This is a genomic window from Desulfamplus magnetovallimortis (assembly GCF_900170035.1).
GTDB lineage: Bacteria > Desulfobacterota > Desulfobacteria > Desulfobacterales > Desulfobacteraceae > Desulfamplus > Desulfamplus magnetovallimortis.
Genome location: NZ_LT828548.1, coordinates 93,436 through 116,602, shown reverse-complemented (window position 1 = coordinate 116,602; position 23,167 = coordinate 93,436). Strand labels below are relative to the sequence as shown.

At 39.4% G+C, this 23,167-nt stretch carries 20 protein-coding genes; 6 read left to right on the top strand and 14 right to left on the bottom strand.

What is annotated here, in order from left to right:
* Positions 1-640: 640 nt before the first annotated feature.
* The 3 genes from MTBBW1_RS15500 (at position 641) to MTBBW1_RS15490 (ending at position 4,478) form a co-directional block, all read left to right on the top strand.
* Complete coding sequence (locus tag MTBBW1_RS15500) at positions 641-3,007, top strand: CHASE2 domain-containing protein (protein WP_080804676.1); 2,367 nt, start codon at positions 641-643, stop codon at positions 3,005-3,007.
* A 277-nt stretch (positions 3,008-3,284) separates the two neighbouring features.
* A complete protein-coding gene (locus MTBBW1_RS15495) occupies positions 3,285-3,824 on the top strand; it encodes a FecR family protein (RefSeq protein ID WP_080804675.1) in 540 nt (179 codons plus the stop codon).
* 15 nt (positions 3,825-3,839) lie between these two features.
* Positions 3,840-4,478 carry an OmpA family protein gene (locus tag MTBBW1_RS15490; protein WP_080804674.1) on the top strand — a complete coding sequence of 213 codons (639 nt, stop codon included), beginning with the start codon at positions 3,840-3,842 and terminating at the stop codon, positions 4,476-4,478.
* Between the two features lie 341 nt (positions 4,479-4,819).
* Here MTBBW1_RS15490 and MTBBW1_RS15485 read toward each other — a convergent pair whose 3' ends face one another.
* The gene (locus tag MTBBW1_RS15485) at positions 4,820-6,367 is read right to left on the bottom strand and encodes a hybrid sensor histidine kinase/response regulator (protein ID WP_080804673.1); all 1,548 of its coding nucleotides are present in this window, start codon (positions 6,365-6,367) and stop codon (positions 4,820-4,822) included.
* A gap of 321 nt (positions 6,368-6,688) precedes the next feature.
* On the opposite strand from MTBBW1_RS15485, the gene MTBBW1_RS15480 reads away from it, so the two are divergent.
* Complete coding sequence (locus tag MTBBW1_RS15480) at positions 6,689-7,804, top strand: trans-sulfuration enzyme family protein (RefSeq protein ID WP_080804672.1); 1,116 nt, start codon at positions 6,689-6,691, stop codon at positions 7,802-7,804.
* 320 nt (positions 7,805-8,124) lie between these two features.
* Here MTBBW1_RS15480 and MTBBW1_RS15475 read toward each other — a convergent pair whose 3' ends face one another.
* Complete coding sequence (locus MTBBW1_RS15475; RefSeq protein ID WP_080804671.1) at positions 8,125-9,450, bottom strand: ammonium transporter; 1,326 nt, start codon at positions 9,448-9,450, stop codon at positions 8,125-8,127.
* A 517-nt stretch (positions 9,451-9,967) separates the two neighbouring features.
* Here MTBBW1_RS15475 and MTBBW1_RS28435 point away from each other — a divergent pair.
* Positions 9,968-10,132 carry a hypothetical protein gene (locus MTBBW1_RS28435; RefSeq protein ID WP_186441357.1) on the top strand — a complete coding sequence of 55 codons (165 nt, stop codon included), beginning with the start codon at positions 9,968-9,970 and terminating at the stop codon, positions 10,130-10,132.
* A 34-nt stretch (positions 10,133-10,166) separates the two neighbouring features.
* Here the strand turns inward: MTBBW1_RS28435 and MTBBW1_RS15465 are convergent, their stop codons facing one another.
* The 9 genes from MTBBW1_RS15465 to MTBBW1_RS15425 all read right to left on the bottom strand — a co-directional run bounded on the left by MTBBW1_RS15465 (position 10,167) and on the right by MTBBW1_RS15425 (position 18,068).
* A complete protein-coding gene (locus tag MTBBW1_RS15465; protein ID WP_080804669.1) occupies positions 10,167-10,520 on the bottom strand; it encodes a hypothetical protein in 354 nt (117 codons plus the stop codon).
* 53 nt (positions 10,521-10,573) lie between these two features.
* On the bottom strand, positions 10,574-11,215 hold the full coding sequence (locus MTBBW1_RS15460; protein ID WP_080804768.1) for a YkgJ family cysteine cluster protein: 642 nt from the start codon (positions 11,213-11,215) through the stop codon (positions 10,574-10,576).
* Positions 11,216-11,563: 348 nt separating this feature from the next.
* Entirely contained in the window at positions 11,564-13,063 is a 1,500-nt protein-coding gene (mnmE, locus tag MTBBW1_RS15455; RefSeq protein WP_080804668.1) for a tRNA uridine-5-carboxymethylaminomethyl(34) synthesis GTPase MnmE, read from the bottom strand.
* 4 nt (positions 13,064-13,067) lie between these two features.
* Positions 13,068-14,756, bottom strand: coding sequence for a Jag family protein (locus MTBBW1_RS29625; protein ID WP_245809421.1), 1,689 nt, complete (start codon positions 14,754-14,756; stop codon positions 13,068-13,070).
* Between the two features lie 14 nt (positions 14,757-14,770).
* Positions 14,771-16,468 (bottom strand): membrane protein insertase YidC, encoded by a 1,698-nt coding sequence (gene yidC / locus MTBBW1_RS15445; RefSeq protein ID WP_080804667.1) that lies wholly within the window; start codon positions 16,466-16,468, stop codon positions 14,771-14,773.
* Positions 16,469-16,664: 196 nt separating this feature from the next.
* A complete protein-coding gene (yidD, locus tag MTBBW1_RS15440; RefSeq protein ID WP_080804666.1) occupies positions 16,665-16,877 on the bottom strand; it encodes a membrane protein insertion efficiency factor YidD in 213 nt (70 codons plus the stop codon).
* Complete coding sequence (gene rnpA, locus MTBBW1_RS15435) at positions 16,877-17,224, bottom strand: ribonuclease P protein component (RefSeq protein ID WP_080804665.1); 348 nt, start codon at positions 17,222-17,224, stop codon at positions 16,877-16,879. Before rnpA ends, yidD begins: the two co-directional genes overlap by 1 nt.
* A gap of 21 nt (positions 17,225-17,245) precedes the next feature.
* Positions 17,246-17,380: a 50S ribosomal protein L34 gene (gene rpmH / locus MTBBW1_RS15430; RefSeq protein ID WP_080804664.1), complete on the bottom strand. Its 135-nt coding sequence runs from the start codon at positions 17,378-17,380 to the stop codon at positions 17,246-17,248.
* 118 nt (positions 17,381-17,498) lie between these two features.
* Complete coding sequence (locus MTBBW1_RS15425; RefSeq protein WP_080804663.1) at positions 17,499-18,068, bottom strand: HDIG domain-containing metalloprotein; 570 nt, start codon at positions 18,066-18,068, stop codon at positions 17,499-17,501.
* Between the two features lie 512 nt (positions 18,069-18,580).
* On the opposite strand from MTBBW1_RS15425, the gene panC reads away from it, so the two are divergent.
* Positions 18,581-19,426: a pantoate--beta-alanine ligase gene (gene panC / locus MTBBW1_RS15420; protein ID WP_080804662.1), complete on the top strand. Its 846-nt coding sequence runs from the start codon at positions 18,581-18,583 to the stop codon at positions 19,424-19,426.
* A 432-nt stretch (positions 19,427-19,858) separates the two neighbouring features.
* Here panC and MTBBW1_RS15415 read toward each other — a convergent pair whose 3' ends face one another.
* The 3 genes from MTBBW1_RS15415 to mobB all read right to left on the bottom strand — a co-directional run bounded on the left by MTBBW1_RS15415 (position 19,859) and on the right by mobB (position 23,073).
* Positions 19,859-20,929, bottom strand: a complete 1,071-nt coding sequence (locus tag MTBBW1_RS15415) for a hypothetical protein (protein ID WP_080804661.1) — start codon at positions 20,927-20,929, stop codon at positions 19,859-19,861.
* Positions 20,930-21,351: 422 nt separating this feature from the next.
* Positions 21,352-22,149 carry an HD domain-containing protein gene (locus MTBBW1_RS15410; RefSeq protein ID WP_080804660.1) on the bottom strand — a complete coding sequence of 266 codons (798 nt, stop codon included), beginning with the start codon at positions 22,147-22,149 and terminating at the stop codon, positions 21,352-21,354.
* Positions 22,150-22,554: 405 nt separating this feature from the next.
* Complete coding sequence (gene mobB / locus MTBBW1_RS15405; protein ID WP_080804659.1) at positions 22,555-23,073, bottom strand: molybdopterin-guanine dinucleotide biosynthesis protein B; 519 nt, start codon at positions 23,071-23,073, stop codon at positions 22,555-22,557.
* Positions 23,074-23,167: the final 94 nt, after the last annotated feature.

Sequence of the window (23,167 nt, the reverse complement as noted above, 5' to 3'; positions counted from 1 at the left end):
TGGTAAACGCATCTGCCACAACGAAGAATAACTCATCTGCCACAACGAAGAATAAAACTCCGGGTAGGCTTAAAAGAGAGCGACTTTCATTTAAAACGCCCATGGCAAACCACAGTAATATTCTCAAAATAGACATCTTATTGCTTTTTCAGAAGTTATTGCAGTTATCTGAACCAGGATAACCAGGATGGATAGGATGCTCAGGATAGATAATCCTGCCTTATCTTTGTTAATCTTGGGAATCCTGATTCAGACAGTGTTGACATTGCTTACAAAATCATATGTATCGACTTTGAGAATATTGATAGTAAGCAGCCAAATATTCTTTTAATCCACCATCTGTATGTGTTAATTAGGATAAATAATTGTACCCTAAAATGACATGCTTCATTTCCCAGTTCACACTTTCCGGAGAGAAAACTCTGTGTGGCGGGAATCTCTCACAAAAAAGTGTAAAGTATTTTTGGGTTCAAATGAAGGATGCCCAAAAATTACTGATTTTGCCCAAAGCCCAAATAACGGTTTCACTACTCTGTAAAATGTGGCTCGGGGGCAAGGTGAATGGAGAAGTTATTAAAAATCAATTCCTTATTTTATAGACTCATTAAAACTTTAGGAACACTTTATAGGAACACTTTAATTGATAAATCAATTCAAAAAAAGCACAAAAACTTCATCAGGAGCCATTGGATATACAGGTTTTTTTTTAACAATCGTGACCCTCTTCATATGGTTTATAAACCCATCATGGCTTTCATCTTTAAACAACCGCTGCTACGACTATTTTTTAAAAAAATATCACAATACCCCACAAAGTTTACTGCCTGTTATTGTGGATATAGATGAAAGAAGCCTTGAAGTTTATGGACAATGGCCCTGGCCAAGATACAGGCTTGCATCACTTATTAAAAACATTTCCATGTCTGAACCTGCTGCCATCGGTCTTGATATTCTTTTTAGCGAACCAGACAGGACATCGCCTGTCAGGCTTCAGGAAGCACTGAAAAAGGAAATAGGTATTGATATTCAATTTACTGGCCTGCCGGAAAGGTTCAATGATAATGATAAAATGATGGCTGATGTACTTGAAAAAACCATCTCTGTTCTTGGATTTTATTGCAGATTTGATCCTTTGTATTCATCACCGAGGGATATCGGCTATCTACAAAAAATTCCCTTTAAGATTTTCAACCCCACAAAAATATCTTCTGAATCATTTGCTTTTGCCAATCCAACTTATCAAAAGACAAAAGAAGATGGCACACCACATCCTCATTCTACCAAAAACAATAAACATTTAATAAACACCATAAACGAATCTTCACTTGACATAAGTAAGACAAAAATTTTTAATGCAACAGGCCTTATTGCTCCAATTGATGTACTGGCAAAATCGGCAAAAAACTGCGGATTCATAAATACATTGTCTGATCCAGATGGGATACTACGCCGCACCCCCTTGATTATCCAGCACAAAGGCGATCTCTATCCATCTTTTTCCCTTGCCCTGCTCCAGCTTATCCATAAACAGTACAATTTAGCATTTAAGGGAACCCCTGAAGGCCAAAGCCTTGTTTTTTCAAACATTTCCAAGAAGCCTTTTCTCTGTTCACAAAAAATTGAAATCCCACTTGACGAGTTTGGCAACATAATGATTCATTTCAGAGGCCCTAACAGAACATATCCATACTATTCTGCTGCCGATATTCTTGATAACAGGTATGATGCTGATAATTTTAAAGGGAAAATTGTTCTTGTCGGTTCATCTGCCAGTGCCATAAAAGATATTCACAATACATCCTTTGATCCGGAATATATAGGAGTTGAGGTTCATGCAACTGTCATTGACACACTTATCAGCAGAGATTTTATAACTATTCCTCCCTGGGGACGGACAATTGAGGGACTTGTGATTCTGGGAACAGCCATTATAACCGCCATTATCATGATACGCTGCAAAATGGGCACAGCAATCGTAATAATATCTTTTATTGCAGGAGGGATCTTCAGCGGAGCTGATTTCTGCTTTTTCCGCTGGAAAACATTTATCTCACCTGTTCCTTCCCTTGCGGTAATAAGCTTGTCATTTTTTGCACTTACATTAATAAAGTTTGTTAATACAGAAAGGGATAAAGCTTTTTTAAAGGATGCCTTTTCCAGATTTGTCTCCAAGCCCATTGTTGACAAGGTGATCTCATCGCCCCAAAGCCTTAAGCTCCAGGGAGAGGATAAAGAGGTAAGTATCCTCTTTGCAGATATCAGAAATTTTACAACCCTTTCCGAGAATCTTGCTCCGGAACAGGTAACCCAGCTTCTTCAGGAATACTTTACCCCCATGACCCGTGTTATTACACGAAACAACGGCACCCTGGACAAATTTATCGGGGATGGTATCATGGCCTTCTGGAATGCACCCATGGATGTTGAAAATCACATGATGTGGACATTTCAGTCCGGTGTTGATATGCTCTCTGCATTAGGAGAGTTAAATGGTGAATTTGTCAGAAAATACGGTTTTGAAATAAATATTGGAATCGGGCTACATGCAGGGGTTGTAAGAGTTGGAAATATGGGGACAGAGGATCTTTTTAACTATACAATTATAGGGGATGATGTCAATGTGGCATCACGACTTGAAAACCTGAGCAAGTTTTACGGAGTAAGAATTGTTATAAGCGAAGTAATGAAACCCCATGTGCCCTCTACCCACCAGGTTCAGGAGTTGGATCTTGTAAGGGTAAGGGGAAGACAAAAACCACTTAGAATTTTTGGCCTTTATAGCGGAATGTTTCTCAATAACCCTGAAAAACATCTTGATGAATACCACGAAGCACTGACACTCTACCGCAATAAAAACTTCAAGGCTGCCCATCACATTTTTCTTAAATTCAACAATAAAAAATATGACAGGCCTCTATATGATATTTACAGAAAACGATGTGAATTTTTTATTAAAACCCCGCCACCGGATGACTGGGACGGTGTATTTATCCATGAAAGCAATTAAGGAAAAAGCACTAAATAAGATGTCCAATTAGAGTTCTCAAGCATACGGCCTACAATGGCGGATGTTTTGAAATGGGCAAGTTGTTTAAGACTCTTTCCTAAACCTGAGTCTCTCTTAATATTTCATTATTATAATTATGATTCAATCCCTCATTAAGGAATTGATTTTTAATAACTTACCCATTCTCCTTGCCCCCAGCCACATTTTACAGACTTGGGAGGGGGAGTTTGGGTAAGTTAATTAAACCCAATTACTAAGCTATAAAGGAGGCAACAAAATGACAAAAACAACCAAAATACTCAAGCTTATCTTTTTTACAACTGCAATCTTCTGGACAATAGCTCCATGGAGCTATCTCATGGCATCTGATTCAATTGGAGGAGTTGCAACAATCAAAAATGTCAGCGGAGATGTCCTGATTGAGCGTGGAAATGAATTGATAACAGCATTTCAAGGCTTTTTGATACAGGAAAAAGATATTCTCATTACCGGAAAAGATAGTTCAACTGGGCTTATTTTCAAAGACAACAGCGTTCTTTCAATGGGACCTGAAAGTCGCCTTGAAATCCAGAATTTCGCCTTTGAACCAGCACTGGAAAAACTCTCATTTGTTGCAAATATGATGCAGGGCACACTTACCTATCTTTCCGGTCTTATCACAAAGCTTAAACCCGAATCTGTGGAGTTCAGAACTCCTTCTGCAACCATAGGCATCAGGGGTACCCACATTGCCATCGCGGTTGAGGGTGAATACTCCCAGGATCAGCAAATGGGCTATATGGAACCCTGCCAAGAGTGCCTGAAAAAAGATAGTTAAAAAAGGAAAAATCAAATGGATATCAGCAAAAGTCTATATCGCATCATTATTAATGTAGGATTATTCATTACAATTGCCATTACAGGCTGCATCATGACAGGATGTGCCACTAAAATAGATACAACAGTTGTCCTTCTGCCTGAACCTGACGGCAGCGTGGGTGAAATCACTGTAAGTACCCAAGCGAACAAAGAGATACTTAACAAATCCTATGAAAGTGCCAGAGTAGAAAAGGCTGGAAAATCAGTGGAAAAAGGAGGCGTACTAAATCTTGATGAAGTACAGGAAAAATTCGGGGTAGCCCTTGCAGCCCAGCCACTGCCACCTGTTGTATTTATACTCTACTTTCAAAGCGGAGGGACAGAACTTACTGATGAATCAAAAGCTTTGATACCTGATATTATGGAGAGCATAAACAACCGGCAATCAACAGATATAAGCGTTGTAGGACATACAGATCGTGTTGGAACAACCGAGAAAAACTGGCAGTTATCCATGGAACGAGCAGGCTTTGTGGTTGAAATGCTAATTTCAAGAGGTGTTAAAGAATCCATCATAGAACAGTCTTCACACGGAGAAAGCAACCCTATTATTGAAACCGAAGATGAAGTTGCTGAACCGAGAAACAGAAGGGTGGAAGTTATGGTAAGGTGATTAGGTGGTGTTTTACGAACCATCATTCATGCAGAGTTAATCAAAATGGACATCTTATTGCTTTTTCAGAAATTATTGCTTTTTAAGAAGTTATTGCTTTTTAAGAAGTTATTGCTTTTTAAGAAGTTATTGCATTTGTCTGAATCAGGATAACCAGGATGGATAGGATGCTCAGGATAGATAATCCTGCCTTATTTTTGTTAATCTTGGGAATCCTGATTTAGACACTATTGACAAGGCTAAAGAGGTTATAGGTGTCGATTTTGAGGAGTTAATTATCTGCACGGCTAATCCCGCTGACACATTTGTAATTCAGCAGGAATTCATCTATCAAGTGGGAATTACCTGTCAAGAATAAACCTGAGCTTGGATGCCAGCTCTTTTCTGGAAAATGGCTTCATCATATATCCCATGATACCATTCTCCATTGCTTTTTTTTCATTTACATTACAGCTATATCCCGTACAGAGAAGTACAGGTAAATCTGGACGTATGTCCATGCATTTTCTGGCAAGCGTCATTCCGGTAAGCCCGGGCATTGTATAGTCTGTCATGAGAAGATCGAATATCTCGGGATTTTTGCGAAAAGTATCGAAGGTCTGCTGACTGTCAGTAAAGGATGTAAGACGATATCCAAGTTTTTTAAGCATACTTCTGGCAACCTTTTCAACCACAGGATCATCATCAACAAGAAGAATATGCTCATTGCCTGATTCTTCCACAGTTCCGTCAAATGGAAATTCTTCTGTCAACGCAGGATCATCAAGCTCAGGCAGATAAACACGAAAAATAGCACCTGAACCAGGAGAGTTCTCTGCTATTATCCCCCCCTTATGGCTTTTTACAATGCCCATGACAACAGAAAGCCCCATTCCTGAACCTTTTCCCACTTCCTTAGTTGTAAAATATGGATCAAAAATCTTTTCAATGTGCTCTTTTGATATGCCAGGGCCTGTATCTTTTACACTAATACAGATATATCGACCAGAAGGAATTTTGACGCCTGAGCAGTTAAGGGGCTCTTCCAATATTTTTCTTGTTATTTTCACAAACAGCTCCCCGCCTTCTTCCTCCATGGCCTGAGCCGCATTTGTGCAAAGATTTATCAAAACCTGATGTATCTGGGTTGGATCACCAAGAATTGTTCCAAGATTTGGTTCAATTGAGTAATCCATAAAAACCATACTGGGGATGGAGGCACGCATAAACTTAATCGTCTCTTTGACAATAGGGACAATATCAACGATATCATACCTGCGCTCTCTTTTTCTGCTGAACATCAGAATCTGATTAATCAGTTTTTTGGCACGGAAACTGGCTTTAAGGATCTCATGGGTTTTTTCAGTATCCATTCCTGCACTTTGCAAATCATCTTCAAGAAGCTCTGTGTAACCTGTTATAATTGAGAGCAGGTTATTAAAATCATGTGCAATACCTCCGGCAAGGGTTCCCATTGCCTCCATCTTTGTAGCCTGGCGCAAAAGGCGCTCCTGCTCTTTTATCTTCCTGTCTGTTCTTGCCTTGTAAATCGCCATTTCAATGGCTGCTTTCAATTCATACTCTTCAAATGGCTTTAAAAGATAACCAAAGGATCCAACGGAACTTGCTCGCTGAAGCAGTGCATCCTCAGCATATGCAGTCAGAAAAATAACAGGTATTCCATAGGATGAATAAATATGATCAGCAGCATCAATACCATCCATTTCTCCACTCAACCTTATATCCATCAGAACTATATCAGGCTTTTTATCCTCTGCATCAACAACTGCCTCCTCACCAGAAGTCACGGAAGAAACAATAGAGTAGCCCATGCTTTCAAGGCTTTCCCTAATAGCGTCTGCAATAAGAACTTCATCTTCTACAATCATTATAGTTGCAAGTGTGGACATTACTTTTTTACCTTTTATTATATATCTGAAGGTTTTTTATAACGTACATGGCGGACATGATACCATAGCTGTTATAATAAGAGATTGTTGGTATTTATGCAAATATATTTTCCTTACCATAATATTTATTTGAAAGATAATTCAATATGCTGTAGAGACTTCTGACGCATATAATGGAAAAACACTGCAACTGCTGACATCTTTAATATCTAAATAAAAGTATCCACGCTTTTTTGATGAGGATTCCCGTTAAACGGGTATTATGGCCAGTAGGTCTGCAAATGAAAGACATTTGATAATTTTAGAAAAAAGGAATGATTTATGAAAGGTAAGCCTGTTATTTATCCTGTCAATATGACTGCCACTTACAAATTTGAATCATCTGACGATCTTATTGATGTTGTTCAGAATCGTACAGGCTATATATATTCAAGGTGGGATAACCCATCCATCATGGAAGTTGAAAAAGAGATGGCCGCCCTTGAAGGATATGACCATGCTGCGGCATTTTCTTCAGGAATGGCTGCCATTACAACTTCGGTATTCTCACACATGAAAAGCGGTGACCGTATTCTGAGTACAAGAGAAGTTTATGGTGGAACCTATGAACTTTTTACAAAAGTGCTCCCCAATATGGGAATTGAGGTTGTAATGGTTAACTGCTGGGACATTGAAAAGTTAACATCTGAAATTGAAAAGGGCATAGATGTTCTTTACCTTGAATCCCCCACAAACCCTCTTCTCAGGGTAATGGATGTGGCGCCTCTTGTAAAACTTGCACATGCAAAAGGGGCAACGGTGATGCTTGATTCCACGTTTGCTTCACCTGTTAACCAGCACCCTGTTGATTTAGGTGTTGATGTCACAATACACAGCGCCACAAAATTTATAGGCGGCCACCATGATATTACAGGCGGTTTTACATGCAGCAATGAAAAATCATTCTGGAAAATATGGGATTATCGTAAAATTTTGGGCGGTGTAATGGATCCCATGACAGGATTTCTTGCCCAGCGTGGCCTTAAAACACTGGATATCCGTATGGAACGCCAGAACAACAATGCAATGGAGATTGCGCTTTTTCTGGAGGCTCATCCATCCATAAATTCTGTACATTATCCTGGTCTTGAGTCACATCCAGATCATGAGGTGGCAAAAAGGACTCTTAAAGGTTATGGTGGCATGATGAGTTTTGAAGTAAACTCTGACTTTAATGGCACAAAATCCGTTATGGATCGCCTGAAAGTCATCAAACTTGCCACAAGTCTTGGGGGAGTTACAAGTCTTGCCAACCAGCCAATCACAAACACCCATGCTTCTTTAAGCCCTGAAGACAGGAAAAAAGCAGGTGTTGCTGAAAACCTTGTAAGACTCTCCGTAGGAATTGAGCCTGTGGCAACATTGATTGATGATCTGGCTCAGGCATTGAAAATTTGACTCTGATCACCATTTCGACCATGATGCGTAGTGACAAATCCTATGTGCCTCTACCTTGCGAGACATTAGTATTTTATAGAGACTTGCAAACAAAAAGTCTCCGTAATTCAACCTTGTTAACTTTTTATATAATTGTCTGAATCAGGATACCCTGGATTAACAGGATAAGGCAGGATTAAGTATCCTGAACATCCTTTTATCCTGGTTATCCTGATTCAGACATAAAAAAAAGATAAGCTAACAAATAACTGTTTTTTTAAACGACTTCATGCTTTGTTGCGGTAAAGATCTCTTCCGTTGCCTCTATTTAAGACATCTATTTAAAAAATTTCAAAGGCTCTCTCACCATGAATGGAGCTGTCAAGACCTGACACTTCGTCATCTTTATCTACCCTAAGTCCTGATGTTACAGCTTTTGTTATAAAAATAACAATCAGAGTGGCAACAGCGCTGTAAGCTGCCGTTGCAATAACTGACACCAATTGTATCCATACCTGTCCGACATTGCCGTATAAAGCTCCGGAAACCCCTTCTGTTATTGATGGGTCAGCAAAAATACCTGTTGCTATTGCACCCCATACACCACAAACACCATGTACTCCAAAGGCATCAAGTGAGTCATCATATCCCATTTTTTTCTTAAGCACTGCCACACTGAAAAAACCTATGATACCAGATACTGCTCCAATGGCAATGGAAGATGGCAGATTTACAAAACCGGCTGCCGGTGTTATCGCAACAAGACCCGCCACAACACCGGATGCAATGCCAAGTAGTGTAGGTCTTTGAGTTCTTACCCACTCAACAGCCATCCATGATATTGCACCGGCTGCTGCTGCTGTGTTTGTAACAAGAAATGCCGATGCTGCAACACCATCCGCTGCAAGCTGGCTTCCTGCATTAAAACCAAACCAGCCAAACCACAGAAGAGCGGCACCAAGAGCTGTCAATGTTATACTGGAAGGAAACATGGCTTCTGTTCCATACCCCACCCGTTTGCCAAGTACCATGGCAAGAACAAGGCCTGCAATTCCGGCATTGATGTGCACAACATTACCACCTGCAAAATCAAGGGCACCCATTGCATGCATCCATCCGCCACCCCACACCCAGTGTGCCACAGGGCAATAGACCAGCGTTATCCATAGAACCATGAAAACAAGCCATGAAGAGAATTTGATTCGATCCACCACAGAACCCAGTACAAGGGCACCAGTGATACAGGCAAATGTCATCTGAAAAAGAACAAAAACAAGTGTTGGAATGGTACCTGATATTTCGGCCGGAGTTATACCTGAGAGCATAAAATAATCAAAGCCACCTACAACACCGGCAACATCAGGGCCAAAAGCAAGTGTATATCCCCACAAGACCCATACTATGCTGCCGATACAGTAAGCCATAAAAGTCATGGCAAAAGTGTTAAGCAGATTTTTGTACCTTGACATTCCACCGTAAAATAAAGCAAGACCCGCAGGTGTCATAACCATGACAAGGGCGGTTGCAACAATTATCCAGGCTGTATCACCTGAGTTGATAGTTGGCTCATCACCTGCAAAAGCAGGCAAGACATTAAATAGGGAAAGAAGCAGCACAACTATTGAAAAAATGACCTTGAAAATGTTTGTGAATTTAATGGCTTTCATTGCTTTAAATTATCTCCTTGCAGTTTTTTTTAGATGAAGTGATCTCAGGAATTAGATTTATAACGTACATGGCGAATCACCGCCGCAATCGAAAAAATGAAAGTCGTTTTAAAAACAGTCTGTTATCGAGACTTTCATATAAACGGCCATGGCAGATCCATCTGCCACAACGATGCATGAAAGTCTTTATATGTCAGTCTGCTATAAAGACTTTCCAATAAACTGATTCCTGAATGGCCTCTGTTTTTATGATTAAAAAAATTAAAATCTGCAATGCTGAAAAGCAAAGAGAATGCCACCCTATGGCAATTCAAAAAAGAAATATAAATATCAACTGTTATATTAAATAGTTATCATTTTAAAACGCAAACAAATAGAGATGCATTTAAAAAAAAGACCTACAAAAACAAAATCCATTTTTGCATTTTAAATAAAAATAAAATACAAAAATGGATTATTTACCCATCAAGTAATGGAGGTTAATTATTTTCCCCGTATTTCGGGCATCCTTCATATCATGCAGAAAGTATTTACACTTTCCAGAACAGGCTACCAGAAAAACCGGCATTGTGTTCAGGAAAATGTAAACTTACAAATGAAAGATGCCGAACTTCGCATCTTAAGTCATGAAGAGGGGCAGGTGGAGATGATTCGTAGCAACAATTTACGCTGGATATTTTAAAAAGGATACACTCAAAGTTATTTAAGCCCAATTCCTAAAATGAATCAAACCCCTCTTCTTTAAGAAGCGCTTTATACCACTGGGCAAACTCAAACATACCCCTGACCTTTTCATCGTCATTAATAATTCCAAGGCACATCTCAAGGGCACCCTGTGCATAGGCATTGGAATTTTTGTCATGGGAGGTCTGCTGCAGGAACTCACGAATCAGTGACTGACTGGTTCGTTTGGTTTTATCCCTTCTGATATCAATGGGATCCTTTGGATTCTGAATAGGGTCCCACTTGTCATACCCTATCTTCATGATCTGCCTCTGACCCCTTTTACCCATGGCGTCAAAAATAGCTTTTTTTCTTGCCTCTATCTGTTCTTGAGTAAACTCTTCCATCTCTTGCAATCTCCAAACCCTGACAAAACTGTAAAAAACTGATTTTGAGAACTCTACTCTATCCCAAAAAAAGCTTCATTGAAATCAGTGATCAATGCCATTGAAACAGGAATGAGCATTTCACATACTTTTATATTGGTGGCCTTTAAATCAGCGGTCATTTCAGCAGAGATAAGCTGCAATTTTGAATAAAGTGAGTCCATATTAAGGGTGGGATACTGCTCTCCCTGCTTAAAGTTGGTTCTGCCACAAATATGGCTTTCTCCTGCTGTTGCTGTGGGAATGCCATAAACACGGCACGTCAAGGGACGATACTTGTATAGCAGGCAAAGATCATTTTTTCCAAGCAGTGGGCATCTGACCCGCTCCATTGACATCTTTGCAACTATCTGTATTTGATCTTTGCCATCCTGGGCTTCTTTATGGGCATCACGTTTCATCTTAAAAAGAGACCGGTCAACTTTTGCAGCAATGTCAATCAGCTCTCTCTTTTCAACTCCTGAAAAGTGCTCATTAAATTTTTGATTAAGGTAAACAGCTTCAATAATGGGGATATCAAAAATTGCATAACAGCAGTCACTGCATTTCTCCCTGCAAAATACCTCTTTGGGATACTCTGACTTGACCTTATCAAATATTGCATCTACGGTTACAACCAACTCTTCATATTTTTTAAAATGAGGCTCAAAATTCATGGGTCTATTTCTATCCTTTATTTTGGCATTAAGGAATACATAAAAAAAACCCAACTGCAAAAACAAGGCGTTAATGATATAGGACATTGTGGCCTTCAAGTTGGGTAGATTGTTTTATGAGTTCCATAACACTTTTATTAGAGAGTCTCCATAACATATTTATATATAACGGCCAGCGCAGAGTCACCTGCCACAACGAAGTATGAAAGTCCTCATGAGTCTTAAAATACGGGGACTTTCTTATAAAAGACTTTCATGCTTCGTTGAGGCAGTTATCTGTCATGGCCGTTATTTACCTATCGTTTAAACAGGTAAATTCTGTGGTTGCAGAGTTATCTGTCATGGCCGTTATTTACCTATGCAGAATCTGCTGAAAATCTGCTCCAGAATATCAACTCCGGCACTATCTCCTGTTATCTCTCCAAGAGCATCTATTCCGTTTCTAATATCTATAGCCAGAGTCTCCTCATCAAAAAAGCCAGAACACAAACTCCTGTGTGCATACTCAAGGGACTCCAATGCGCTTTTAAGGGAGTGCATATGCCTTGTATTTGGAACAACAGATGAAGAGAGCTCCATACCACCAAGGGCAACATCAACAATTTTTTTTCTCAGGTTGTCAATTCCTCTGTTGTAAAGAGCAGAAGTTGCCACAACAGGGAGAGAAGAGCCTTTGAAATCTTCATTATCTAATAATAAATCCCCCTGCAATGGTTCATTGTCTTTCTTATTACAGACAATAATGATTTTTTTATCACTTGGAATAATTCCATTAATATCCTCAATTGAGAAAGAGGTTCCAGCCTCATGGACAAAAAGAACAATATCCGATTCCCTTATATTCTTTCTGGCCTTCTCAATTCCTATTTTTTCCACAGGATCATCTGTTGTATGCATTCCTGCTGTGTCTGAAATAACAAAAGGGATACCATTGATATTCAGGTGATCTTCAATAAGATCCCTTGTTGTGCCAGGAATTTCTGTCACAATGGAACACTCTTTCTCAAGAAGCCTGTTCATTATGCTTGATTTTCCCACATTGGGAGGGCCACAAATGGCAAGCTTTATACCCTCCCTTAAAAATCCTGCATTTTCATACTTTTCAATGGCACTTACACAGGTATCAATGGTTTTTCCCACCAGTGCCGATGCATCCTCAGGAATAAGTTCCCCTGCTTCATCAGGAAAATCAATGGCAGCTTCAATCTGGGTTAAAAGTGATACAAGAAGATTCCGTGCCGCCGCAATCTCTTCTCTTAGATGCCCAAGTCCCTGTGAAACTGCAATTTTTAAAGCCTTGACAGATCGGGCATTAATTATATCCATAACAGCCTCTGCCTGGCTCAGGTCAATACGGCCATTCAAAAAGGCTCTTTTGGTAAATTCTCCAGGCTCTGCCGGACGAACACCCATGGAAAACAGAAGATTTAAAATTGCCTGAAGCACAACATGTCCGCAATGGGCCTGTATCTCCACAACATCCTCGGCAGTATAAGAACGGGGAGCCAGCATCGGCAAAACAATGACTTCATCAATAATCATTAATGTTTCAGGATTAAAAATATAGCCATGCACAGCCCTGTGTGACTCAAAACAAAAAGAGGGTGATAATTGAGGCAAAGCATGTTGCAGATCTGGTTGTTTGTTTTTTGCAGCAGATTTTAACAATTGCGCTGCTTCATCAGAGTCATACAAATGGTCGCAAACAGGCAGATCAGGGCATTTTGCTCTTCTGGAAAAGAGAGCAGAAACCATAGCTACTGCTTCAGGCCCGGAGACTCTTATTATCCCAATTCCCCCACCACTGCCTGGCGGGGTTGCAATGGCAGCAATAGTATCACTTGACATCTTGTTATTTTCTAAAGCTCTTTCTCCGTTTCCAGCTTCCCTTCTTGGGAAATATCACAAGACGCCTGTAGTATCCCTCTCCCATACTCTGGGTTCTCACTCTGTAGTCATCCTTCAGGGCAAGATGTACAATTCTTCTATCCTGTGCTGTCATCTGGTTGATTGTGGCAGGCTTGCCAGTCTTTCTGGCTTTGTCAGCCATCTTGTATGCAAGGCTCTGTAGGTTTGCCTTGCGTGTCTCCATATAGCCTTCAATATCAACTTTAAGGCGAACCCTTGATTGGCTGAAACGATTGATAATTTTGTCTGTAATATATTGCATTGCCTCAAGGGTCTGGCCTCTCCTGCCTATAAGGACTCCTGAATTTCCACCTTCAACTCTCAAAAGAAGCCTGTCTTCATCGGTTTCCGCCACAACTATTGCTTCATCTGTTATCATGGATACCATTTTCTGAAGGGTTTCCCTGCCAACACGAACAGCCTCCTCTGACACATCAACAGGAATTTCTCCTTTGTATTTTGGGGGGTACCCCTCATCACGGTCATCAAATGGTTCCAGCAGATCCTCATTTATAAATTTTTTACCAGAATAAGATCTCTTATTTCCCTGTAAATTATTATCTTCAGGCAGAAGCTCACCATCTTCTGAATCATCACTTTCCACATTACTATCTTCGGGAAAGTAATCCTTATGAAAATTATTCTCAAAGTTTTTCTCTTCCGACAGGGAATCAGAGTCACTTTTTTCAATGGCAAGTGGTTTATTATCATCAAATGAAGGCTGTGCTTTTTCCACATCAGACTTTTTACCTTCATTAAGTTTGTCTCCACTTTCCAGGTATTGAGAATTATTATCTTCGGACTTTGACAATGATGATGACTTGTCTGAGTCTGACAAATTAGAATCCCCTGCATTTTTTCCAGGTCCGGCAAACCTTGAGCTATTGACCTTTCTGCGAGGTCGGTTTTTTCTGCTGTATTTTCCATGTTTTGCAGGGCCTGATTTCTGAACACCCTGTTTTGCGTCATCTGTTATGCCAGCATCTGATATTCCTGAGTCCTTTTTCAAATCATCATTTTTACCGACCTGAACATCACTTGTGGCTGAACTTTGCTCATCATTCTTCTTATTATCAACTGCATCAGTGGTGCTCTTTTTATATTCTCCCTTTTTCCAGCCACCTTTTTTATACTCATTTTTTCTTCCATCAGAAGGTGTCTGTTCAGAAACTCCTGAAGCAGCCTTTGTATGTTCACTTTTTTTACCATGAACCACACCTTTATTACGAGGTGACTTTTTGTGAAAACTTGTCGTCTTTTTTACATCGCCTTGTACGCCATTCTCTCCGGAGAGCTTGTTTCGGGATTGTTTTACGTCTTTTTTTACATTTTTTTTCTTATCTTCTCCATTGCCTGGGGCGTTATCATCCTGTTTACCAAAAGCTTCATCCACAATGGACATAACGCCAGTCATATCAGTATCTATAGAACCTTCCCGAGAAGCGGCATCACTCTTTTCCGGTAATGTCACCCTTATTCTGGCCTTTTTAACTCCAACAATACCAAAAATACCTGTGGATCCGGTTGAAATAACATCATATACAAGATTTTTTTTTGAAACATTTAAGGTTGAGCAGGCTTTTTCAACAGCATGATCAATATTTTTGCCATCAAATTCCTGGGTCTGTTTCATTATACCTCCACGATTTACGAAAATTTCTTTTGAATGTAATACTGCTGGCCTATGGAGAGAACGTTGTTGACAAGCCAGTAGAGCACAAGCCCTGCAGGAAAATTGATAAAGATAAATGTCATAAACAGAGGCATGAACATCATCATTTTAGCCTGGGTTGGATCTCCTGTTGTAGGAGTCATTTTCTGCTGCAGAAACATGGTTGCTCCCATTATCAGAGTCAAAACAGGAATACCATAAGGTGGCTGCATAAAAGGGATGGAAACAGCAAAATCAAAAAGACGATCAGGAGCGGAAAGATCATTGATCCAACCCATGAAAGGAGCATGTCTCAACTCTATTGCCTGGTACAGCATCCTGTAGAGTGCAAAAAAAATGGGCATCTGTACAAGCATGGGAAGGCAACCGCTCATGGGGTTAACTTTATAGGTTTTGTAAAGAGACATTACCTCCTGGTTCATCTTCTGTTTGTCGTCTTTATACTTTTCACGAATTTCTGTCATGAGGGGCGTTAATTTTCTCATGTCATTCATGGACTTGTAACTTTTTGTACCAAGCGGCCAGAACAGCAATTTAATCAATATTGTAAGAATAATAATGGCAATGCCATAGTTGGGTATAAAATCATGAATCAAGTTCATTGCAATCAGGCAGGGCTTTGCAAGTACATCAAACCACCCAAAGTTAATGGATTTTTTTAAACTGTTATCGTAGGAACTGAGCACTTTAAGGCTTTTTGGTCCCATGTAGCAGTTAAATGAAAAGGCTACCTGCTTGCCGGGATCAAGTCGATCCATGGATTGGATATAACTTGTCAATACAAGAGATTCTCTCTTTACAAGCTTTATGGAAGATTGAACAGGGGTAACCGGAAGAAGGGTTGAGATAAAATATCTATCTGCATTGCCAACCCACTCAACAATACCCTGAAAGTTATTTTTCTCTTCTATGTCATCCGGTTTTATCTCTTCAAGTGCACCATTGAGATAAACTGCCGGACCATATGAGCCAAAACGTGCAAGAGATGATGCATCCTTGCTCAAGGCAAATGGAAGAACTATTTCCAAAGAATCTTTCAAAGGCATGGTTGAACCGTTTTTCACAATCAACTCCATACCTATCATGTATGAAGATGCTGAAAAAGTGTATATTTTTTCGACAACAATGCCATGTGGAGAACGCCATGAAAAAGATATCCGACTCTCGCCATCGCTTATTGTCAGGGATTCAGTATCTCTGTCTGCTTTAAAGACCGCCCTGTCAAGACCAGGAAGGCTTTTCCCTTCCATATCAAAAGCAAAAAGGCCTGAAGGAAGCCCGGAAGTAACCATCTGTTTCAAGGGAGAATCTTCCTCCACCCCCTCTCTAAATCCTTTAAGTGTCATACTGGTTACTGCTGCTCTTTTTTCAGAAACCACAGCATTATAAAGCGGTGTTGATATGGTAAGAGTTCTGAATATTTCAGGTTCCGATGAAAGATTCTGCTGTGCAGCTCCCGCAGTGCTATTAGTATAGGCAGAGGAACCATTCTCCGGTTGAAAATCCTCTATTGAGGGACTTTGAGACTCACCAACTCTATTTTCAGCCACAGAATTGCCATCAACCACAGGTTGTTGATTGATGCTTACAGGATCCACAAACAACAAATTCCATCCCGCAATAACTACCACAGAAAGAATAATGGCAATAAATAACCGTTTCTGCTCTTCCATCTTATCTCCCAAAATCCATATTTTTTTTAAAAATGTTATTTACACTTTTTGAAATAATTTTATCATTTTTCGGGCACCTCCATCAAAAAAGATTAAATTACTTTTGAAATAAAGTGAAGTGTGCCCAAATTCCTGTCACCTGTTCAGACAACAGCAATTAAAACAGCCTATATGCTGATTTTTTTGATGTTAAGAGTCAAGGAACAGGATCAAAACCTCCAGGATGAAACGGATGACATTTCAAAATTCGCTTTACAGCAAGATATGAGCCTTTAAACGAACCATATTTTTTAACAGCTTCAAAGGCATATTCAGAACATGATGGATAAAATCGACAGGCAGGACCTATAACGGGTGAAATAATATATTGATACAACCTGATAGTGATTAAAAGCAGCTCTTTGAACATTAAAATTCAACACCCTTTCTAAACAACTTGTCCAGCTCACCAAACATCTGTGAACTGGACAGGGAAGATGTGTACTTTCTCGCTATTATATTGATATCCCTTTTTCCGGGGATGGACGATTTTCTGGTTCTGTAATACTCTCTGATAATCCGTTTAATCCTGTTTCTAACCACAGCATTACCCACTTTTTTTGATACAGTTATACCGATCCTGTTATTTTCATTTCCCTGGTCAAGCAGGATACCTATGAAAAAACGGGTCTGTATCTTTTTACCCAATCTGGATAATTTCAGGAAGTCACCTCTTTTAAGGATACGTTCCTTTTTGGGAAATGAGTGGTCGCCCAAGCTGTGTTACCTTCCTGGTTATCAGGCTGTCAGTTTTTTTCTGCCTTTTGCTCTTCTGTTGTTAACAATACGTCTTCCCGCAGCGGTTGACATTCTTTTAAGAAAACCGTGGTTCCTTGCTCGTTTAAGTCTGCTGGGCTGAAATGTTCTTTTCATAGCCAATAATTCCTTATAATTACTTGATTTTAAAGATAAAAATTACTAATAACAACAATTATTCCCTCTACCATAATAAACATAAAATTCTAATTCATTATTGTTCCGGTGTCAAGATTCATTTTAATCCAATTGCCTCGGCAACACTTCTCATTCCCATAATGGTATCTGTTATAAGCTCATTTCTTTCCATATTAAGCATCAAAGCACCCTTTTCAATAATAGTGCGATCAACACCTGCTGCAAAACTTTTATCTTTCCATTTTTTATTGACTGATTTTGCCTTCAAGTCCATAACGCTTCTTGATGGCCTGACAAGTGCTGTACTTGCAATAAGTCCTGTCAGTTCATCAACGGCATAAAGTGTCTTTTCCAACATGGATTCGGGCTTTACATCCGAACAGATCCCCCATCCATGGCTGACAACAGCTCTTATATATATTTCAGGCCACCCTTTTTCTTCAAGTATTTCACGGCTTTTTTTACAATGTTCATCAGGATAACGCTCATAATCAAGATCATGGACAAGTCCAACTACCTGCCACATCTGCTTATCCTCACCAAATTTTTCCGCAAAATAACCCATGACCCCCTCCACAGCAAGGGCGTGACGTATCAAACTATCACTTTTATTATACTCTTTAAGAAGCATCATGGCATCATCTCTTGTAGGAACAAATAAATTCATACTTCACCTTTCACTCTTTATGCTCCTGTTTACAGGAACATTGGAATTGATTTTTAACAACTTGCCCATTCACCTCGCCCCCAGCCATATTTTACAGACTTGGGAGGGGGAGTTTGGGTAAGTTAATTAAACCCAATTGCATTAAATTTTACATTTACAACTTAAAAATTCACAACATCAGACTTTTTGCAGCTTCATCAATTTCAATGAATAGCTCTTGATAATCTCGCAAAAATCTCAAAAAATCAAAGATTGCTTTGATAATACTATGGCGGAGAGTCACCGCAAGAACTTATGACTGATGAGATAAAAAAACTCAATATTCCTATTGATATTTCCATCCCACTGTGTCAGTAAATAAAAACCGAGTCCTAAGTAATGTGAGCTTAAGAGCCAATCACAGCAATAAATAAAGGCTCAAGAGAAACTGTAAACGGCCATGATTAATTGCGTATCAATCACCCCCAAATATAAAAATAATAGTCATTGTCATGGTAAAAAAGAAGGTAACAATGAAAATAATTAAAACCTCCAAAGATATGAGATCATGGTCAGATGCCATGCATACAGAAGGAAAAACTATAGCTTTTGTACCAACAATGGGATTTCTCCATGAGGGGCATCTCTCCTTGATGGATATTGGCAAAAGCCTCTGTTCCACCCTTGCTGTGAGCATATTTGTCAATCCAACCCAGTTTGGTGCCAATGAAGACCTTGATGCCTATCCCACGAATATTGAAAGAGATCTTGAGCTGGCAAAAAAGCACGGAGCACAGGCAATTTTTCTTCCTGACAAAAGTGACATTTACCCTGCGGGCTACCAATCCTATGTATCACTTGAACATCTGCCTGCTCATCTTTGCGGTCTTTCAAGACCGGAACACTTCAGAGGCGTTACCACAGTTGTAACAAAATTATTTAATATAGTAAGACCTGACACAGCTGTATTTGGCAGCAAAGATTATCAGCAGTTGCAGATAATAAAACAGCTTAATAAAGACCTTGACTTTAACATCAACATTGTGGGGGCACCCATTGTAAGAGAGAGCGACGGGCTTGCCATGAGTTCAAGGAATGCATATTTGAAACCTGAAGAGCGGGAATCGGCTCTGTCTCTTTCCAGATCAAGGCTAATGGCAGAAAGTGATGTTAAATCAGGAGAGAAAAGCGCAGCAACCATAAAATCAAAAATAAAAAAGTTTATCGAATCTTTTGACCATACAAAAATTGACTATATAAGCATCTGCAACCCTGAAACCCTGGATGAAATTGATATAATTGAAGGCAAAACACTTCTTGCACTTGCAGTGCATGTTGGAAAAGCACGGCTGATTGATAATATCATCCTTGAAAAGTAGATATAGAGACAATGAGAGCCTTGTCTCTATTGGCTTTTTCCAGAGTACTTTACACTTTTCATCAAAATCGACACCTATGATCTTTTGAGCCTTGTCAACATTGTCTGAATCAGGATGTCCAAGATTAACAAGATAAGGCAGGATTATTTATCCTGAGCATCCTTTTCATCCTGGTTATCCTGATTCAGACAAATTCAATAACTGCTCAAAAAGCAATAAAGTGTCGATTTTGAGACTTTTCAGATGTCAAGGCTTTGAAAAAGTCGTATCAATCTTGGGCATGCTTCATTTACCGTTTTACACTCTCCGGGGAAGCAACCTTATGTTTAAGGATTCTTTCTCAAAAAAGTGTAAAGTATTTTTGATGCGATATGAAGGACGCCCAACCTTGAATGTGTAAAGAGGGAAATGAAACATGCCATTAAAACAACATCAAATTTTTGTTTTTGATATCAGAATGATAACCTTGCAGGCTTTCATGAACAAATGGCGCTCTGGCATTTTTACAATTTTTTCTGCATCAGCAACAGGTATAATAATAGTATTCCCCTTATCTCCATCCTTTCTTAAAGCCTTTATGACAACAGGGTTGTCACCTGCCCTTCTCATAATCATGGATGGATCAGGCAGGTATGCATAAGTACAAAGTCCTTTTTCAACCGCATACTCTCTGCTGGCAAACATTGAGCCATAAATTTCCGCCCCATGCTCACTCACAATCAAAGGGTATAGGACGGGCTTAAACCCAATATCTCGTGCATCAACAACCATACCTGTATGCATTTTCCCTATACTGTATTGATTTGCTGGATCAATAACCTCAATTTCCGGAATTTTCTGAAGTTCCGGTGGAAGAAGAAACTGAAGAAAATCACCGTAAATATCTGCTTTAAAGATAAGACCTGCACCATCTCCGGCAAAAAATTTACGAGCGCCAGAGTTTACTGCATTCAAAGCTTTTTTCTCTATTTCTGCTCTCAACATATTAATGGAATAACCATTTTCTGAAACCCATACTCTGTAATCAGAGGCAATCTTTTCAAAAACCTGAATTATCCTTTGACGTGCCGCTGACAATGCATTCTCCGGTATCTTATCAAGCTCTCTTACAGATAGAGGTTCCAGTGTACCACCAAAAAAAGAATTTGAATCAAAACTCTCTCCCGAAAAAACAGTTCCTAACGAACCTGTTGAGATATTGCCCAAAGAGCCTTGCTGCAAAGATGTTGATGAAAAGTCATGAGAAGTATCGGAAGCCAGGGCATCTTTTTTTTCGGAAGAATCTGAGTTTAGAGGGATAGCAACCGTAACTACACCGGTTGTCCAGTTAATGATGCCGCCTTCAAGCTCCTCAATGCATTGTGCTGTCAAATCATTTTCCATTGCATAAACGGACTTTGACATAAAAGAGAGTGAAGCAGAGACAATAAATACAGCTAAAGAGACAAAGCAAATGATCTCCTTAATATCATCCCCCCAAATGGCATCTTTAATATCACCCAAAAAACAACTTACACTTTTCTGATGTATATTCCTGATGCAACCAGAGCATCTATTCCTTAATAGCATTTGATATATATATGGATTCTTTTTGTAAGATTTCATCTTTTTACCGTAAAGTCTGACATGATTCATCCGCTGTTTTTATAGAGGCTTCCTGTTAATATCGGGTATCTTGATTCAGACAGTATTGACAATTCTCAAAAGATCATAGGTTTCAACTTTGAGTATATTTTCAAAATCGACACCTTGTTGGACTTTTTGGCATTTCTTGAATTTGTCTGAATCAGGATAACCAGGATTTACAGGATGCTCAGGATTTTTATCCTGTAAATCCTGAGCATCCTGGGCATCCTGATTCAGACAGTATTGACAAGGCTCAAAAGCTCATAGGTGTCACTTTTGAGTATATTAATATAAAGAGATCATGATAGTTGCATCTTTTGCTCTTTCATATATACAAACAGATCATCAAAAACCCTGTTTAAGCCTTTATAGTGTAAAGGAACCGAAAGCGTATCAACAATAGCATCAATGTAACTCCTCTCTAAAACCTTTGCAACAGAATTTGGAAAATTCAAATCATAAACCCAACTGATCTGCATAAGTTTCAGGTCGTTCAACTCTTTTATTCCGCTGCTTTTTACATAAGTATGAGACTTCAATGCGCTTATTGCTTCATCTGAGCAACCACCAGCATCTTTAAGCCCAAGGTTCACCGTGCTGCTGTTTTCAGGATCAGGGACGATATAGTTTCCTATAACCACATTCCAGATATCCAGCTTGTCTGCATCACGAAGAAGCTTCATGAAAGTACTCTTTTCATAATCTTTAATTGCCGGTACCCCTGCTGCATTATGAACTGCAATTGCCCCTTGAATTAAAAATTTTTCCCTGTCAGAACAGTTAGCAAGAAACGCATGTTTCTTCAGCTCAACAATGGAAAGACGGGCATGATTTTCCGACTTCAAATCCAGAAATGTCCTGTACTCTTCAAATTGACGAAACCTCCCCAGATCATGAAAAAGCGCCATGGTTCTGGCAAGGATTATTTGCTCACCACTCAAAGAGATCTCTTTTGCAAGGTCTTCAATTTCCCTGCAAACCCTCATGGTGTGTTCCCTCTTTAGAATCAAAGGTGCAGGTTGAGAAGAGTTATTGATAAAACTGTCTGCATACTCTATGAATTTTTGCTCCAACAGCGCAAAATCTTTGTCTTTCATAATATTGAAACCTTACAGCCCTTTGTTCGCTTATTTCTCTGTAAGCAACTTACTCAAAGCCGACACCTATGATCTTTTTAGCCTTGTCAAGATTGTCTGAATCAGGATAGCCAGGATTAACAAGATAAGGCAGGATTATTTATCCTGAGCATCCTTTTCATCCTTTTCATCCTGGTTGTCTTGATTCAGACAAATTCAATAACTGCTCAAAAAAGCAACAAGGTGTCAATTTTGAGAAGTTATTTTATTGGCACTTAAAAGGTAAGATATTTAAGGCAGATCCATTATCTTTACCATTAAAACACATTCTGTTTTCATGATCGGGGGTGGCCGAAACTCGGCCATGAGTGTTTACCGTAAAACAACTATCATTTTTATATTTGGGTGCGATTGATACGTAATCAATCATACCTGTTTACCGTGAAAATAACTATCACAAAGAATTTGCTCCTCAATAAAATCTGCAACCCCATCTGCATCATCCATGGTAAAAATTGGGACATCAGGAGAATATTTTGAATCTGTAATAAAAGCCTTAAGATTAGGATCATTTAAAAGCAAAGGAGATGCATGGCCGGAACCACACCTGAAAATTTCAATCTTAGGCACTTCTGCATGTTTAAAACCCTCTATAATAACAAGATCCATATCACCCATATAATGAATTACATCTTCAATAGAAGCGTCTTCCCAATCTTTGACAAGTGCAATGGCTCCGGGAGAAATTACAAGAGTAGCAGATGCTCCAGCTTTTTTATGACGCCAACTGTCCTTTCCCTCCCTATCCATTGAAAAACCACAGTGAGTATGCTTAAGCACCCCGATTTTATAACCCCTTCCTTTTAAAGCTGGTATCAGCTTTTCAAGAAAAGTGGTTTTGCCGGACCCCGAACATCCGGCTATTGAAATAATTTTTGGCTCCATATTCTATATCATTGTCTCCAATATAACAGCTTTCACATAACGGTCTTGGCGGATGCCCGGGATTAACATGATAAGGCTGGATTATTTATCCGGA